Genomic DNA, 15826 nt, shown 5'->3' on the forward strand with positions numbered 1-15826 from the left:
TATCGGTGGATCTTCAACCGCAGAACGGCTCCTGCGGTTGCAGATCCACCGATAGGACGCGCGAACGCAGAACGGTGGGTCAAGAACGCAGAAACGAAGAACCTTGCGTCGAGGGCAAGCTCAGACCAGACCCCGAGACCCGAAGCCGCCCCCAGGCCCGCTGCCGGTCGAGGCCCTTTCGGAAACCGACTCCAGCACCAGCCGAGGCAGCGCACCAGCAACCACAAGCCTCGGCAGGCTGCGCATCAGCAAACCCAGACCCCCTGCGGCAGCCGGACCGAAGGACTCAGCCGTCCTGGAGGAGGGCGCCGGCGCGGCGGGCGTCGGCGAGGACGGTGTCGAGGTCGTCGCCGGTGACGGTGACGTGCCCGACCTTGCGCCCGGGCTTCACACCCTTGCCGTAGAGATGCACCTTGGCGTGCGGGACGGCGCTGAGCACGACGGCCTCCTGGGCCTCGAGGTCCTGCACGGCGCCGCCGAGCACGTTGACCATGACCGTCCACGCGTGGTGCGGGGTCGTGGGGCCGAGGGGCAGGTCGAGCACGGCCCGCAGGTGGTTCTCGAACTGGCTCGTGGCGGCACCGTCGATGCTCCAGTGGCCGGTGTTGTGCGGACGCATCGCCAGCTCGTTGACGAGCACGCGTCCGTCGGCGGTCTCGAACAGCTCGACGGCGAGCATGCCCGTGACGCCGAGCTGCTCCGCCACGCGGACGGCGACGTCGGTGGCCTCCTGCGCGAGCGCGGGATCGAGGTCGGGCGCCGGTGCGACGACCTCCTTGCAGATGCCGTCGACCTGGGTCGACTGCACGACGGGGTAGGCGACGACGTCACCCGACGGGGTGCGGGCCACCTGGGCGCTGAGCTCGCGGCGGAAGTCGACGAGCTCCTCGGCCAGGATCTCCCGTCCCTCGGCGAACGCCGTGGCGAGGACCTCGGCCGCGTCGTCGGCGCTGCGCACCACCCACACGCCCTTGCCGTCGTACCCGCCGCGGGTCGTCTTCAGCACGGCCGGGTAGCCGAAGTCCGCGAGCTCCTCGAGGGCCTCCTCGACGTCGCCGGGGAGGAGCAGGAAGAGCGGGCACGGCAGCCCGAGGACGCTCAGCCGCACGCGCATCTCGCCCTTGTCCTGCGCGTAGAGCAGGGCGTCGGGCCCGGGCCGCGGCGCGTGACCTTCGGCCTCGAGCGCCCGCAGGTGCTCCGGCGGGACGTGCTCGTGGTCGAACGTGACGACCGGGCTGCCCGCGCAGACGGCGCGCAGGTCGTCGAGGTCGGTGTGGTCGCCGACGAGGTGGTCGGGCACCACCTGGGCTGCGGAGACGTCGGGGCCCTCGGCCAGCAGCCGGATCCGCAGGCCCAGCGCGACGGCCGGGACCTGCATCATGCGGGCGAGCTGGCCGCCCCCGACGACGGCGAGGTGCGGTGTCAGCGACATGCCCGCAGGATATCGACCGTCGGACGCGGTCCTACCAGCGCCTGACGGTGCGGGGCCGGAACGCGCGACGCCGGCTGACGGTGATCGGCGAGACGTTCCCGAACCCGCGCAGCGGCCGTGGCGGCAGGGTCCGCATCTCGAACTCCTCGTCGGTCAGGTCGGCCGCCGTGGCGTCGTCGACGAGGACCCGGTTGCTTCGCGCGACGTGCGACAGCCGCGCAGCGAGGTTGACGGGCGGGCCGAACACGTCGCCCAGGCGGCTGATGACCGAGCCGGTCGCGAGGCCCACCCGGACGTCGGGCAGGTCGTCGCGCGACCCGATGTTCGCCACCAGCTCCAGGGCGGTGAGCGTCGCCTCGCGCGGGTCGGGGTTGACGAAGAGGACGGCGTCGCCGAGCGCCTTGATGACACGACCGTCCCGCGACGTGACGACGTCGGTGCACCGGGTCTCGAAGTTCTCGACCAGTTCACCGAGGCGCACGTCGCTCAGCGTGTTGGTCATGGCCGTGAACCGGGAGAGGTCGGCGAAGCCGATGCTCATGGTGGTCGACAGCAGCTCCGCGTCGACCGCGCCGAGCGCCTCGAGCCGGCCGGCGGCCGCCGCGAGGTGGCGCCGCCACGCGTAGAGCAGCAGCCGGTCGAAGCCGGGGGCGACGTGCTCGGCGATCGCGACCGCGCTCTCGAGCCGGCTGCTCGCGCGACCGGCGTCGACGTCGGCCTCGACCTGGTCGACGATCGTCTGCACCTCCCAGTCCGCGAGTCGGGCGAGCGTCTGGCCGAGCGCTCGCGTCATGCGGAAGATGGTGCGCTCCTCGAGCAACCCCTCGTCGAACGCGGCGGCGACGAGGCGCGCGGCCGCGACGTCGTGCTCGCCGTAGGCGGGGACGTCGCCGCTGTCGGCGAAGCCGAGCGAGCGCCAGAGCCGCTCGGCGCGGTCGAGGTCGAGCCCCGCCTGCTCGGCGACCTGCTCGCCGGTGAGGTCCATCCCCTCGTGGAGGATCAGCCGGGCGAGCTCGTCACGCAGGTCAGACCGACTCATCGCTCCCCCGGTGCGCGGCGAACACGAGGTCGCTGACCTGGCGGTGGAAGGACTCGACGTGCGGGATGTCGCGCAGCTCGAGGCCGGCCTCCTCGCTCGCGTTGTGGATGATGAGCGTGCCGCAGCCGAGGATCCGGTCGTTGAGGTTCTTCTCGTAGGAGACGTCGTTGATCCGGCTGAGCGGGATGACCCGACCCTCACGGGTGAGGATGCCCTTCTGCTCGACGAGGCGCTGCGTGGTGAGGCTGTAGGTCCACGACAGCCAGCGCAGGAACGGCAGCACGCTCCCCCACAGCACGACGACGACCGCGATCGCCACGACGGCCCACCGGACGTAGCCGTCGCCGGAGCCGCCCGCCCTGGCCGCGAGGAAGCTGCCCGCGAACGCGACGGCGAGCAGGATGACCAGCGGGACGAACAGGACCTTGACGTGGGTGCGCGTCGTGGTGACGACCTGTTCGCCGTCCATCATGAACTTGCGGGAGAGCGCCATGCCCGAATCCTCCCACGGCGGGCCCGGGCACCGGGAGGGATCACGGCTCCTGACGGGCGGGTCTCCGGCCGCTCAGGGCGCGGGCCGCACGTGCGTGACGTCGCCGGCGCTGATCGCACGTCCGGCGACCACCAGACGACCCAGGGGGTCGACGTCGTCGGCTCGTCCCCGCAGCACGGACCCGTCGGGCAGGTCCACCTGGACGATGGAGCCGAGCGTGACGCAGCGCTCGAGGTAGTCAGCGCGCAGCAGGGTCGGGTCGCCGGCACCGGCGACCCACCGCCGGTAGAGACGCTCCAGGTGGCCGAGCAGGATCTGCAGCACCACGCCGCGGTCGGTGGTGGCCGCGCCCGCGAGCGCGAAGGACGTGGCCGTCGGCACGGGCAGCTCCTCCCGCGTCAGGGTCAGGTTGATTCCGATGCCGAGCACGGCGGCGGCGCCGGCGGGCCCCTCCGCCCGCTCGACGAGGATCCCGCAGAGCTTGCGCCCGTCGACGAGCACGTCGTTGGGCCACTTCAGCCCCGACGCGACCCCGCAGTCGCGGGCCGTGAGGTCGACGGCGATGCCCGCGAGCAGCGGCAGCCACGTCCACTGCGGCAGCGCCACGGCGTCGGGGCGCAGCAGGACGGAGACCACCAGGCCCGAGCGCGGGGGCGCCTCCCAGCGTCGGTCGAGCCGACCGCGCCCGGCCGTCTGGTGCTCCGTGGTGACGACGAGACCCTCGGGCGCACCCTCGGCGACGGCGGCGACGACGTCGGCGTTGGTGCTCGCGGTGGTGCTCGACACCTCGACCGCGGTCCACAGCCCGCCGCCGACGAGCAGCGCACGCCGCAGCTCCTCGACGTCGAGCAGGGGCCGGTCGGGGGTCGGGGTGCCGCCGGCCGAGGCAGGAGGCGGGGCGGAGGTCGAGGCGTCCATGCGGCAAGCCTCACACAACGCAGAAGCCCGTCCCTCGCTACTCTGACCCTCGTGAGCGAAGCAGAGATCGAAGAGCGTCCGGAGCTGCACACGACCGCGGGCAAGCTGGAGGACTTCCGGCGACGCCGTCACGAGGCCACCGTCGAGGTCGCCGAGCGGGCTGCGGAGAAGCAGCACGCCAAGGGTCGTCAGAGCGCGCGCGAGCGCATCGAGCAGCTCTTCGACGAGGGCTCGTTCGTCGAGCTCGACGCCCTCGCGCGTCACCGTTCCACCAAGTTCGGCCTGGAGAAGAACCGTCCGCTCGGCGACGGCGTCATCACCGGCTATGGCACGATCGACGGCCGCCAGGTGTGCGTCTTCAGCCAGGACTTCTCGATCTTCGGCGGCAGCCTCGGCGAGGTGTACGGCGAGAAGATCACGAAGGTCATGGACCTCGCCATCAAGACGGGCTGCCCGATCATCGGCATCAACGAGGGTGCCGGCGCTCGCATCCAGGAGGGCGTCGTCTCGCTCGGCCTCTACGGCGAGATCTTCACGCGCAACGTGCACGCCTCGGGCGTCATCCCCCAGATCTCGATGATCATGGGCACGTGCGCCGGCGGCCACGTGTACTCCCCCGCCGTCACCGACTTCACGATCATGGTCGATGAGAAGTCGAACATGTTCATCACCGGCCCGGACATCATCAAGACGGTCACCGGCGAGGACGTCACGATGGAGGAGCTGGGCGGCGCGCGCACCCACAACACACGCAGCGGCAACGCCCACTACCTCGCCTCCGACGAGGAGGACGCGATCGAGTACGTGAAGGCGCTCATCTCCTTCCTCCCGCAGAACAACATGGAGGAGGCGCCCGTCTACGACGAGGTCGCCGACCTCGAGCCGACCGAGACCGACCTGGCGCTCGACACGCTCATCCCCGACTCGGCCAACCAGCCGTACGACATCCGCACCGTCATGGAAGCCGTCCTCGACGACGGCGACTTCCTCGAGGTCCAGCCGCTCTTCGCCCCCAACCTCGTCATCGGCTACGGCCGGGTCGAGGGCCGCGCCGTCGGCGTCGTGGGCAACCAGCCCATGCAGCTCGCCGGCTGCCTCGACATCGACGCGTCCGAGAAGGCCGCGCGCTTCGTGCGCACGTGCGACGCCTTCAACATCCCGGTGCTGACGTTCGTCGACGTGCCCGGCTTCCTGCCCGGCACGGAGCAGGAGTGGAACGGCATCATCCGCCGCGGCGCGAAGCTCATCTACGCCTACGCGGAGGCCACCGTCCCGCTCGTCACGATCATCACGCGCAAGGCCTACGGCGGCGCCTACGACGTCATGGGCTCCAAGCACCTCGGCGCCGACGTCAACCTGTCGTGGCCCACCGGCCAGATCGCCGTCGTCGGCGCCTCGGGCGCGGTCAACATCCTGTACCGCCGCGAGGTGGCGGCAGCCGACGACCCCGAGGCCAAGCGCGCCGAGCTGATGACCGAGTACGAGGACACGCTCTGCAACCCGTACGTGGCGGCCGAGCGCGGCTACATCGACGGCGTCATCGAGCCCTCGCAGACCCGCGCGGAGGTCGTGAAGGCCCTGCGTCTGCTGCGCACCAAGCGCGAGACGCTGCCGCCCAAGAAGCACGGGAACATCCCGCTGTGATGGCCGGCGAGACGACCCCCCAGGACGAGGGGACCGAGACCACCGCGGCACCGGTCACGCCGGTGCTGCGGGTGGTCCGCGGCGACCTGACGCCCGAGGAGCTCGCCGCCCTGGTGGCGGTCGTCGCGGCGCGCAACGCGGCCGCGGCCCACGCGGCCGCGAATGCCGCTGGCCCGAAGCCGCGCAGCGAGTGGGGCCACCCCTCTCGCGCGGCGCGCACGCCGCTGCGCGTGGGGCCCGACGCCTGGCGTCGCTCCGCCTGGGCCTGACGGCCGTCGCATGACCCTGCGCCACGAGACCGACCTGTCCGTGGCGGACTGGGTCGTGCGCGCCGACGCGCCCTGGGCGGCGCTGGCCACCCAGGGCGCGCCGGGCCTCCCCGCGTACGCCACGGTCCACTTCGACGGCGAGGACGCCGACCCCTACCGTCCCGACCCGGACGTCGTGGCGCTCGTGACCCGCCTCGCCGCCGAGCACACCACCACCCCGGAGCGGTGCTGGTTCGCCCTGTGGGAGGGCTGGGGCGAGCTGGAGGGCGGCGGAAGGGTCTACGCCGAGATGGACCCGCACCGCCTGTTCGGTCGGCTGTTCCGCCAGCCGCCTCCGCTGGAGGTCGCGCCGGCCTTCGACCGCTCCGTGCTCGACGCACCGCGCGCCGACCTCGCGGGCGAGCGCGCCTACCTGCTGTTCGCCGGCGCAGCCGCCGACGTCGGCGTCTGGGGCGCCCGACCACCACGACCGGGCTGGCCCGCCGACCTGCCGCAGGCGTCGCTCACCTGGCCCGCCGACCACGCCTGGTGCATCGCCTCCGACGTCGACCCGTCGTGGTTCACCGTGGGCGGGTCCCCCGGGCTCGTCGACGCCGTGCTCGCCCACCCGGACCTGTGCGCGGAGCCCGCGACGTACGGCTTGCTCCCCCAGGAGCGGTGACTTCTCCACCGAAGCCGGCCGAGAGGTGTCCCCTCCACCGTCCCAGCGCTGTGACGGTGGAGGACGCACCGCTCGTCGCCGGAGGGACGCATTCGGTGGAGAAGTCACCGCTCGGGACGGGAGCGTGACCTGCCACGATGGGCGCATGGTGCGCATGGTCCTGGCCTCCCAGTCCCCCGCCCGGCTCGCGACGCTGCGGGCGGCGGGCATCGAGCCGGAGGTGGTGGTCTCCGGGGTCGACGAGTCGCAGGTGACCACCCACGACGCCGCCAACCTCGCGGCCGCGCTCGCCCAGCTGAAGTGCCGTGCGGTCGCGTCCGGCGTCGACGACCCCGACGCGCTCGTCGTGGGCTGCGACTCCGTGCTGGCCTTCGAGGGCGAGATCCTGGGCAAGCCGGGCGACGCCGACACCGCGCGGGCCCGCTGGCGGCGCCTGCGCGGGCGGTCGGGCGTGCTGCACACCGGGCACTGCGTGCGCCGCGGCGGGCGCGAGGTCGTCGACAGCGCGTCGACCGTCGTGCACTTCGCCGACGTCAGCGACGCCGAGATCGACGCCTACGTGGCCACCGGGGAGCCTCTCCACGTCGCCGGCGCCTTCACCATCGACGGCCTCGGCGGGGCCTTCATCCGCGGCATCGAGGGCGACCACCACTGCGTCGTCGGGATCAGCCTGCCGCTGCTGCGCGACCTCGTCGCCGACCTCGACGTCGTCTGGACCGACCTCTGGAACCGTCCCCCGGCCTGACCAGGTGGCGCGATCCGGCCCTCGACGGCCCGCGCACGTGGGACCATGGGTGATGCCCACCTCGCGCCGCCACCATGCGTCCAGCCCCTTCGAGCGTCCCGTCGAGGTGCCGGACGAGGTCTACGAGGTCGACGCGCGCGTCAGCCACGACACCTGGGGCCTGGGCCGCATCGTCAGCCTCCAGGGCACCCGCTCGGCGCAGGTCGACTTCGGCGACCAGGTGCGGCACGTGCCGCTGCCGTGCCGCGCGCTCGTCACCCTCTGACGCCGCCGCAGCCCGCCGTCATTCGACGGGCAGGCCCAGACCGCGCGCGATGAGCATGCGCTGCACCTCGCTCGTGCCCTCGCCGATCTCCAGGATCTTGGCGTCGCGGTAGAAGCGCGCCACCGGGTACTCCTCCATGAACCCGTACCCGCCGAAGACCTGCGTGGCGATCCGCGTGCCCGTGACCGCCGCCTCCGTCGAGTACAGCTTCGCCACGGAGGCGGCCTGCTTGACCACCGCGTACGGCGCCCCGGCGTCCTTGAGGCCGGCCGCCCGGTAGGTGAGGGCGCGCGCCCCCTCCAGCAGCACGGCGAGGTCGGCCACCTGGAACGCGACGCCCTGCTTCGCCCCGATCGGGACGCCGAACGTCTGCCGCTCGCCCGCGTACTGCACGCACAGGTCGAGGCAGGCCTGCAAGCAGCCGACCGACAGCGCGGAGATCGCGATGCGTCCGTCGTCGAGGGTGGCCAGGAACTGCGCGTAGCCGCGTCCGCGCTCCCCCAGCAGGTGGTCGGCCGGCACGCGGGCCCCGGTGAACGTCAGCGGGTGGGTGTCGGAGATGTGCCAGCCGAGCTTGTCGTAGGCCGGCTCGGCGACGAAGCCCGGCGTCCCGGCCGGGAGCATGATCGCCGAGATCTCGGGCCGTCCGTCGGGACGCTCCCCCGTACGTGCGGTGACCGTGACGACGGACGTCAGCTCGTTGCCGGAGTTGGTGATGAACTGCTTCGCGCCGTCGACCACCCAGGTGTCGCCGTCGAGCACGGCCCGCGTGCGGGTGGCGCCGGCGTCGGAGCCCGCGCCGGGCTCGGTCAGCCCGAAGCCGGCGAGCGTGCGCCCGGCCACCAGGTCGGGCAGCCAGCGCTCCTGCTGCTCGGGCGTGCCGTAGGCGACGATCGGGTTGATGCCGAGACCGACCCCCGCCTGCAGGGTGATGCCCAGGGACTGGTCGACCCGACCCAGCTCCTCGATCGCGACGCACAGGCTCGTGAAGTCGCCGTCGGCGCCGCCGACGGCCTCCGGGGCCGTGAGGCCGAACAGCCCGAGGTCGCCCATCGCGCGCACGACGTCGACCGGGAAGTGGTGGTCGCGGTCCCACTGCGCCACGTGGGGCGCGATCTCGGCCTCCGCGAACTCCCGGACGGTGCGGCGGAAGTCCTCGTGCTCGCGGGAGAGACCTGTCATCGATGCAGCGACCATGGCGCGAGCCTAGCACCGCGGGTTAACGGTCGTTAACCTGTACGAGAGGGGACGCGCGACCGGCGTGACGTACCTCATCCGGCCACGACCGCCCACTCCCCCTAGACTCAGCACGCGGTGCGGCCCCCCGCCCAGCCTGTCCATCCCGAGGAGAGTGTTCGTGAGCAAGCCCCTGCAGAAGGTCCTGATCGCCAACCGTGGCGAGATCGCGGTCCGCGTCATCCGAGCCTGCAAGGACGCCGGCATCGGCAGCGTCGCCGTCTACGCCGAGCCCGACCGCGACGCGATCTACGTGCGCATGGCCGACGAGGCCTACTCGCTCGAGGGCGCGACCCCGGGCGACTCCTACCTCTCGATCGAGAAGATCATCGCCGTCGCGAAGCGCTCCGGCGCCGACAGCGTCCACCCCGGCTACGGCTTCCTCGCCGAGAACGCCGACTTCGCCCAGGCCGTCATCGACGCCGACCTCGTCTGGATCGGCCCGCCGCCCTCGGCCATCGACGCCCTCGGCGACAAGGCCAAGGCCAAGCAGATCGCCGAGCGCGCCAACGCACCGCTCGCACCCGGCACCAAGGAGCCCGCGAAGGACGCCGACGAGATCATCGCCTTCGCCGAGGAGCACGGCCTGCCCGTCGCGATCAAGGCCGTCTTCGGCGGCGGCGGACGCGGCCTCAAGGTCGCCCGCACGATCGAGGAGATCCCCGAGCTCTTCGAGTCGGCCACCCGCGAGGCGGTCGCCGCCTTCGGCCGCGGCGAGTGTCTCGTCGAGAAGTTCCTCGACAAGCCGCGCCACGTCGAGACCCAGTGCATCGCCGACCAGCACGGCAACGTCGTCGTGGTCTCCACGCGCGACTGCTCGCTGCAGCGCCGCCACCAGAAGCTCGTCGAGGAGGCGCCCGCGCCGTTCCTGTCCGACGACCAGCTGAAGCGCCTCTACGACTCCTCGAAGGCCATCCTGAAGGAGGCCGGCTACTACGGCGCCGGCACCTGCGAGTTCCTCGTCGCCCGCGACGGCACCATCAGCTTCCTCGAGGTCAACACCCGTCTCCAGGTCGAGCACTGCGTCTCCGAGGAGGTCACCGGCATCGACCTCGTCCGCGAGATGTTCCGCGTCGCCGCCGGCGAGGAGCTCGGCTACGGCGACCCCGAGATCATCGGGCACTCCATCGAGTTCCGCATCAACGCCGAGGACGGCGGCCGCGGGTTCCTGCCCGCCCCCGGCACCCTCACGAAGTGGGCTCCCCCGTCGGGCCCCGGCGTCCGCCTCGACGGCGGCTACGAGGAGGGCCAGACCGTCCCCGGCGCCTTCGACTCGCTCGTCGCCAAGCTCATCGTCACCGGCCGCACCCGCGAGCAGGCGATCGAGCGCTCGCGCCGCGCGCTCGATGAGTTCGTCGTCGAGGGCATGCCGACCGTCATCCCCTTCCACCGCGACGTGCTCGACAACCCGGCCTACAACGCCACCCAGCCCGACGGCACCCCCGGCTCCTTCGACGTGTACACCACGTGGATCGAGACCGACTACGACAACCAGCTCGAGCCCTACAGCGGCCCGTCCGAGACCGCCGAGCCTGGCGAGCGCGAGCGCGTCGTCGTCGAGGTCGCCGGCAAGCGCGTCGAGGTCGTCCTCCCCGGCGGCCTCGGTGCCGTCGCCGCCTCCGGTGCCGCGGGCGGCGCCAAGAAGCCGAAGCGCGCGGGCGGCAAGGCTGCCGGTGCCGCCGTCTCCGGCGACTCGCTCACCTCGCCCATGCAGGGCACCGTCGTCAAGGTCTCCGTCGAGGAGGGCCAGGAGGTCGCCGCCGGCGACACGATCCTCGTCATCGAGGCCATGAAGATGGAGCAGCCCATCACCGCGCACAAGGCCGGCACCGTCACCGGCCTGTCCGCCGAGATCGGCGCCACCATCGGCGCCGGCGAGGTCGTCGCCACCATCGCCGACGCACCCGCCGCCGAGTAGCACCGCACCACCACCCGGCGCCGGTGGCCTGCCCCTACGGGCGGGTCACCGGCGCTGTGTCATTCCGCCGCGCACTCCCGCCGGAGTAGTCCTGCCGGCCGTCAGGAGGCGACGGGCGGGACCTCGGCCGGAGCCTGGGTGTCCACCTCGCCGTACGCCACGCCGGCGGCCCACACCAGCAGCACCGTCACGACCCAGGCCACCGGGCCGTGCAGGTCGAAGCCGTCGCCGGGCACGAGCGCGTCGGTGAGCACCAGGGCCACCGCCGTGAGCACCAGGCCGCCGAGCACCGCCGACGGGCGCGCGAGCCGCGGCGCGAGGGTCGCGGTCGCCCGACGCAGCGCCACGGCCAGGACCGTGAACACGAGCACCGCCACGAGCAGCCCACCGAGCCGGACGCAGAACCCGTCGAGAAGGGCCGCGGCGAGACCGAGCGACGCGACGTTCGCGAGCGCCGCGAAGCCGAGGGACCGGAGGATCGACAGCATGACGAGCAGTATCGTCGACCCGCTCCGACGTCCCGGAGCCGGTGCCCTGCCGTCGTCACCCGCAGGCGACGACGGCAGGGCAGCCGGGCTCAGCCAAGCCGGAAGTAGTGCGACTTCAGGCCGAGCGCGAAGCGCAGGTCGGGTCCGGAGACCGTCTGCGTGCCCTTCGAGCCCGTGAGCCGGATCGAGACGACCCGACCCTTCCAGTCGCCCGTCCCGTCGCGCTGCGTGACCGTCAGGCTGCGCAGCGTGCCGACCTTCGGGAACGCCCGCTCGATGGTCGAGGCCTTCACCACGACCCGCCACGACCGGTTCGTGTTGCCCGACCAGCCGTCGAAGGGGTCCAGGTGCGCCTTCAGGTACGGCGCGCTGCCGGGTGCCGACGCGCCGCCCGAGGAGGACGAGTACTGCGTCAGCGCCGGCTTGCCCTGGTAGGTGAGGATCGAGCCACGCGTCGCCGCGACCGCCTTGTCGGTGTTGGCGGTCTCCCCGCTCAGGCCCTTGAACACCTGGCAGGAGGTCGTGTCGCACACGTCGTAGTAGCGCGACGGCATGAGCGTGCGCACCGCGTAGGTCCGCGCGGCGACGGCCTGCGCCTTCAGGGCCTCCTGCTGCCAGCTCGACGGCATCTCCGAGGCCACGACCCCGCGCGTGTAGTCGTCGAGCGACAGCACGTTGACCGTCTTGCGCTCCTTCGAGCCCGACGCCGGCAGCGTCGACCGGATCGCCGTGCGGTACTCGCGCACCGAGCCGTTCGGCAGGACGAGTCCGAGCGACGTCGCCTGGAACTGCGCGGACCCGCGCCAGATCCGGTCGCGGAAGACCCGCCAGCGCGACCCTGCCCGGTACTCGAGCACCGACTTCGTCGCGTCGGCCGTGCTGACGCGGATGCGCCAGTTGGTGATCGGCGTGCCCGACGACGACGTCGGCAGCGTCGTACCACTGCTGGAGGCCAGCGTCCGGAAGACCAGCCCGGACCGCGCGCGAACCGTGACCGTCGACGACGTCGCGTCGCCCACGAGCACGCGGATCGAGCCGCTGCGCTGCGCCACGGACGTGCCCGGGTAGTAGGACGCGAGGATCTGCTGGAACGTCTTGCCCTGACGCGCCGCGCCCTGGGCGCCGTACTGGCTCATGCCGATCCCGTGGCCGAAGCCGCGTCCGTTGATGACGACCGACCGGTCGCTCGGCACGGTCAGCTGGTCCGGGCTCGAGCCGTTCTTGTACCAGGTGCTCACGGCGCGCGAGCCCTCCGAGTACTCCATGTACCCCTTCGCGAACGTCACCCGCTGGTAGCCGGTGCGGTCGCGGAGCACGGTCGAGGTCGGGGCGCCGAGCGGGCCCGAGGTGCCCTTGACGGTCTTGTAGGACTCGAAGATCGGGCCGTAGATGGCGTACGCCTTCGTCGCCGAGCCGGTGCCGACGATGTAGACGCTGCCCTTCTGGAAGCGCTGGTACTTGACGTTGGCGTCACCGGTGCTGCTGCGGCTGCTGATCGGGAAGCCGAGGCGTCCGCCCTGCTCGCCCGTGCGGTGCCACTCGCGGCGCACGACGCTGGTCACCGAGAACGCACCGGCGGCCTTCGTCCAGAGCAGGTCCATGTTCTGGTAGATCGCCCGGCGCTGGACCGAGTTGCCCCACTCCTTGCGCACGAGCTTGCCCAGCTTCTCGCTGCCGATCGCGGCGGCGAGGGACTTGATGTCCTTGCCCGACGTCGGCGTGGTCGTGGGCGGCGTCGGGGTGCTCGGCGTCGACGACGACCCGGCGAGACGTCGGGCCACCTCCTGGCGCAGACCGGTGGAGCCGGACGACGTCACCCAGGCGTAGGCGGCGGCACCGGGGCACTCGGTCGACAGGACGTCGCGGTGGCCGACGATGCGGTTCAGCCGCAGGCCGCCGAGCGTGTAGGTGCCCGTGGCCTTGAGCTTGGCCAGCGAGAAGCGCCACGCGACGAGGTCGGCGACGGCCTTCTTCGTGGCGGCGGTCGGCGCGACCTTGGCGTAGGTGCCCATCATCGAGATGCCCACCGTGCGCTCGTTGACCGGACCGTTGCCGGAGTGGGCGGCACGGACCTGCTTGGCGATGCCGCCGCGACGCCCCTCGAAGATCTGGCCGTACTTGTCGACCAGGAAGTTGTAGCCGATGTCGCACCAGCCGCGCGCGCCCGTGTGGTACGCCTGCGTCGCCCGGACGATGCCGGCCGACTGGGCCTTCGTGTAGTCGTTGTTGCCCGCCGTGTGGTGGATGACCGCACCCAGCGTCGAGGCGCCGTAGACCGGCGCGGAGCACTCGTTGCCCTTCGTCGGCCCCTTCGCGCCCCAGGAGGAGCGCGAGATGATCTTCGGCTGCCCGACGGTCGCGGCGGCCGGGGCGACGTCGCTGCCGCGACCCGGGTCGATGGTGGCGACCTTCAGGTCCGTCGGGCGCTGGCCGCTGGGCGACGTCACGCGCACGGCGACACCGTCGGCGGACCCGACCCACAGCGGGTCCGTCCCGGCGCGACCGACCTCGGGGCCGGCGTCGGCCTCGGCGTCTCGGTCGGTGTCGAGCGTCTGGAACGCACCCCACGTGCCGTTCTTGCGCAGCGCGACCTTCACGTCGAAGTCCTCGCCGCCGCGCGCCCAGGTGACACCGACCATCGAGAACGGGCGCACGGTCGTGCGCGGCAGGGTGGCGACCTCGTCGGTCCCGTCCTTCTCGGGCCCAGCCTTCTCGTGCGCAGTCTTCTCGGGCGCCGGCGGGACGGCCTGCTGGCGGACCTCGCTGCGCTCGGGCGCGGAGGGGCTGGGCGACGGCGTCGCCGCCGGTGCCGCGGAGGCCGCGGGGACCTCAGGGGCCTGCGTCGCCGGGACGTCGAGCTCGTGCAGCGTGGCCGGTCGCGGAGCCGCCGCCTGCGACGTCTGGGTCGGGGCGGTGTCGGGCGTGGCGATGAGGGCGGACACCGCGACGGCGGTGACGACGGCGAACGGGAAGGCTCGCCGGACCAGGGTCCAGAAGCGCATGTGGGGAAGTCCGATCCTGTGACTCATGGGGCGGATGTGACGATGGTGCTGGGCTACTGCATCACACATCCGGCGCGATATCCACCGGAGTCGACGAACTACACGCCTGTCATTTCCGCAGGTCAGCGCGGGTGCAGACTGCGTGCAGCCTCGGCCACCGACCCCGACATCGAGGGGTACACGGTGAAGGCGTCGGCGACCTGGTCGACGGTCAGCGAGGCGGACACCGCGAGCGAGACGGCGTGGATGAGCTCGCTGGCCCGCGGACCGACGACGACGCCGCCGACGACCACGCCCATCCCCCGGCGGGAGAACAGCTTCACGAAGCCGTGCCGCACGCCCTGCATCTTGGCGCGGGCGTTCGTCGCGAGCGGGAGCATGACGACGTCGACGTGCAGCCCGGCCTCGTCGATGGCTCGCTGGGACAGGCCCACCGTGGCGATCTCCGGGGACGTGAAGATGTTGCTGGAGACCTTCTGCAGGTCCAGCGGGTGCACGGCGTCGCCGAGCAGGTGGGCGACGGCGATCCGGCCCTGCTGCGCCGCCACGGAGGCCAGCATGAGCACGCCCGTGCAGTCACCCGCCGCGTAGACCCCCGGCACGCTCGTGCGCGACACGCGGTCGACGCGCACGAAGCCGGCGTCGTCGAGCGCGACGCCGACGTCCTCGAGGCCGAGGTCGGCGGTGTTGGGGATGGAGCCGAGCGCGAGCAGGCAGTGCGAGCCGACGACCTCGCGACCGTCGGTCAGCGTGACGACCACCTGGTCGCCCTCGCGACGCACGGAGGCCATGCGCGACTGGCCCATGACGGTCATGCCGCGCTCGCGGAAGACGTCCTCGATGAGCTCCGCGGCGTCCTCGTCCTCGCCCGGGAGCACGCGGTCGCGGCTCGAGACGAGCGTGACGTGCGCGTCGAGGCCGTTGTAGGCGCTCGCGAACTCGGCCCCGGTGACACCCGAGCCGACGACGATCATGTGCTCGGGGATCTCGCGCAGGGCGTAGACCTGCTCCCAGGTGAGGATGCGCTCGCCGTCGGGCAGCGCGTCGGGGCTGACCCGCGGGTGCGCGCCCGTCGCGAGGATCACGGCGTCGGCCTCGACGACCCGGGTCGCACCGCTCGCGTCCTGGTCCGACGAGGAGGCCTCGACGACCTCGACCTCGCGGGCCGAGAGCAGTCGGGCGGTGCCGCGGACGACCTCGATGCCCTCGCGGTCCAGTCGACCGGCGATGTCGGCCGACTGCGCCAGCGCGAGTCGCAGCACGCGGTCGTTCACCGCCGCCAGGTCGGCACGCACGTCGCGGGGCACCTCGACGCCGAGCTCGGCGGACGACTCGACCTCGGTCAGGAGGTCGGACGTCGCGATGAGGGTCTTGCTGGGCACGCAGTCGGTGAGGACGGTCGAGCCGCCGAGCCCGTCGCGCTCCACCACGGTGACCTGGGCCCCGAGTCGCGCGGCGACGAGTGCCGCCTCGTAGCCGCCAGGTCCGCCTCCGATGATCACCACGTGCGTCACCTCTCCATCCTCTCACCGCGGGGGCCCCGGACGGCAGCCGGGCGCGCGGGCCGATGGCTCCCGCACCCCCCTGGTCAAGCTGAGGTGAGCCTTACTATGCTGAGGCAAACCTGAGTAAGCCAAGCCTTGCCTCATCACGTTCGAGACGGGCGCGATCGAGAGGTGTGCCCCCGGTGCCCCAACCCCACCCTGTCTCTTATAC

At 72.3% G+C, this 15826-nt stretch carries 14 protein-coding genes; 6 read left to right on the plus strand and 8 right to left on the minus strand.

The annotated features are described in order from the left end of the window. Positions 1-286 precede the first annotated feature (286 nt). From A6Q81_RS01850 to A6Q81_RS01865, 4 genes are all read right to left on the minus strand, one after another. Positions 287-1432, minus strand: coding sequence for a 5-(carboxyamino)imidazole ribonucleotide synthase (locus A6Q81_RS01850; RefSeq protein WP_286689318.1), 1146 nt, complete (start codon positions 1430-1432; stop codon positions 287-289). 31 nt (positions 1433-1463) lie between these two features. Next, positions 1464-2471, minus strand: a complete 1008-nt coding sequence (locus A6Q81_RS01855) for an adenylate/guanylate cyclase domain-containing protein (protein WP_067855418.1) — start codon at positions 2469-2471, stop codon at positions 1464-1466. Continuing rightward, complete coding sequence (locus A6Q81_RS01860; RefSeq protein WP_067855415.1) at positions 2458-2964, minus strand: PH domain-containing protein; 507 nt, start codon at positions 2962-2964, stop codon at positions 2458-2460. The genes A6Q81_RS01855 and A6Q81_RS01860 overlap by 14 nt, the downstream gene beginning before the upstream one ends. Before the next feature lie 72 nt (positions 2965-3036). Next, entirely contained in the window at positions 3037-3882 is an 846-nt protein-coding gene (locus A6Q81_RS01865) for a biotin--[acetyl-CoA-carboxylase] ligase (RefSeq protein WP_286689319.1), read from the minus strand. Positions 3883-3933: 51 nt separating this feature from the next. Between A6Q81_RS01865 and A6Q81_RS01870 the strand changes: the two genes are divergently transcribed. The 5 genes from A6Q81_RS01870 (at position 3934) to A6Q81_RS01890 (ending at position 7466) form a co-directional block, all read left to right on the plus strand. Continuing rightward, complete coding sequence (locus A6Q81_RS01870; RefSeq protein ID WP_286689320.1) at positions 3934-5526, plus strand: acyl-CoA carboxylase subunit beta; 1593 nt, start codon at positions 3934-3936, stop codon at positions 5524-5526. Further along, entirely contained in the window at positions 5526-5795 is a 270-nt protein-coding gene (locus A6Q81_RS01875; protein WP_286689321.1) for an acyl-CoA carboxylase epsilon subunit, read from the plus strand. The genes A6Q81_RS01870 and A6Q81_RS01875 overlap by 1 nt, the downstream gene beginning before the upstream one ends. 10 nt (positions 5796-5805) lie before the next feature. After that, positions 5806-6456, plus strand: a complete 651-nt coding sequence (locus A6Q81_RS01880) for a hypothetical protein (RefSeq protein WP_286689322.1) — start codon at positions 5806-5808, stop codon at positions 6454-6456. A gap of 145 nt (positions 6457-6601) precedes the next feature. Continuing rightward, positions 6602-7201 carry a Maf family protein gene (locus tag A6Q81_RS01885; RefSeq protein WP_286689323.1) on the plus strand — a complete coding sequence of 200 codons (600 nt, stop codon included), beginning with the start codon at positions 6602-6604 and terminating at the stop codon, positions 7199-7201. 52 nt (positions 7202-7253) lie between these two features. Next, positions 7254-7466 (plus strand): hypothetical protein, encoded by a 213-nt coding sequence (locus A6Q81_RS01890; RefSeq protein WP_286689324.1) that lies wholly within the window; start codon positions 7254-7256, stop codon positions 7464-7466. Between the two features lie 18 nt (positions 7467-7484). Here the strand turns inward: A6Q81_RS01890 and A6Q81_RS01895 are convergent, their stop codons facing one another. Further along, entirely contained in the window at positions 7485-8663 is a 1179-nt protein-coding gene (locus A6Q81_RS01895; protein ID WP_236749821.1) for an acyl-CoA dehydrogenase family protein, read from the minus strand. A gap of 154 nt (positions 8664-8817) precedes the next feature. Here A6Q81_RS01895 and A6Q81_RS01900 point away from each other — a divergent pair, with 154 nt between their 5' ends. After that, on the plus strand, positions 8818-10620 hold the full coding sequence (locus A6Q81_RS01900; protein WP_286689325.1) for an acetyl/propionyl/methylcrotonyl-CoA carboxylase subunit alpha: 1803 nt from the start codon (positions 8818-8820) through the stop codon (positions 10618-10620). 101 nt (positions 10621-10721) lie between these two features. Here A6Q81_RS01900 and A6Q81_RS01905 read toward each other — a convergent pair whose 3' ends face one another. From A6Q81_RS01905 to A6Q81_RS01915, 3 genes are all read right to left on the minus strand, one after another. Further along, positions 10722-11108: a phage holin family protein gene (locus A6Q81_RS01905; RefSeq protein WP_286689326.1), complete on the minus strand. Its 387-nt coding sequence runs from the start codon at positions 11106-11108 to the stop codon at positions 10722-10724. A gap of 89 nt (positions 11109-11197) precedes the next feature. Beyond that, positions 11198-14137 (minus strand): SpoIID/LytB domain-containing protein, encoded by a 2940-nt coding sequence (locus tag A6Q81_RS01910; RefSeq protein ID WP_286689327.1) that lies wholly within the window; start codon positions 14135-14137, stop codon positions 11198-11200. Positions 14138-14232: 95 nt separating this feature from the next. Continuing rightward, complete coding sequence (locus A6Q81_RS01915) at positions 14233-15624, minus strand: NAD(P)H-quinone dehydrogenase (RefSeq protein ID WP_286689328.1); 1392 nt, start codon at positions 15622-15624, stop codon at positions 14233-14235. Positions 15625-15826 lie beyond the last annotated feature (202 nt).

Origin of the sequence: Aeromicrobium sp. REDSEA-S38_B2 (assembly GCF_001628525.1) — a bacterium.
Classification (GTDB): domain Bacteria; phylum Actinomycetota; class Actinomycetes; order Propionibacteriales; family Nocardioidaceae; genus Aeromicrobium; species Aeromicrobium erythreum.

What these genes read in the sequence shown, in the direction of transcription:
- A6Q81_RS01850 (WP_286689318.1), bottom strand. Translation starts at nt 1,432, where the DNA reads ATGTCGCTGACACCGCACCTCGCCGTCGTCGGGGGCGGCCAGCTCGCC.
- A6Q81_RS01855 (WP_067855418.1), bottom strand. Translation starts at nt 2,471, where the DNA reads ATGAGTCGGTCTGACCTGCGTGACGAGCTCGCCCGGCTGATCCTCCAC.
- A6Q81_RS01860 (WP_067855415.1), bottom strand. Translation starts at nt 2,964, where the DNA reads ATGGCGCTCTCCCGCAAGTTCATGATGGACGGCGAACAGGTCGTCACC.
- A6Q81_RS01865 (WP_286689319.1), bottom strand. Translation starts at nt 3,882, where the DNA reads ATGGACGCCTCGACCTCCGCCCCGCCTCCTGCCTCGGCCGGCGGCACC.
- A6Q81_RS01875 (WP_286689321.1), top strand. Translation starts at nt 5,526, where the DNA reads ATGGCCGGCGAGACGACCCCCCAGGACGAGGGGACCGAGACCACCGCG.
- A6Q81_RS01880 (WP_286689322.1), top strand. Translation starts at nt 5,806, where the DNA reads ATGACCCTGCGCCACGAGACCGACCTGTCCGTGGCGGACTGGGTCGTG.
- A6Q81_RS01885 (WP_286689323.1), top strand. Translation starts at nt 6,602, where the DNA reads ATGGTGCGCATGGTCCTGGCCTCCCAGTCCCCCGCCCGGCTCGCGACG.
- A6Q81_RS01890 (WP_286689324.1), top strand. Translation starts at nt 7,254, where the DNA reads ATGCCCACCTCGCGCCGCCACCATGCGTCCAGCCCCTTCGAGCGTCCC.
- A6Q81_RS01895 (WP_236749821.1), bottom strand. Translation starts at nt 8,663, where the DNA reads ATGGTCGCTGCATCGATGACAGGTCTCTCCCGCGAGCACGAGGACTTC.
- A6Q81_RS01905 (WP_286689326.1), bottom strand. Translation starts at nt 11,108, where the DNA reads ATGCTGTCGATCCTCCGGTCCCTCGGCTTCGCGGCGCTCGCGAACGTC.
- A6Q81_RS01910 (WP_286689327.1), bottom strand. Translation starts at nt 14,137, where the DNA reads ATGAGTCACAGGATCGGACTTCCCCACATGCGCTTCTGGACCCTGGTC.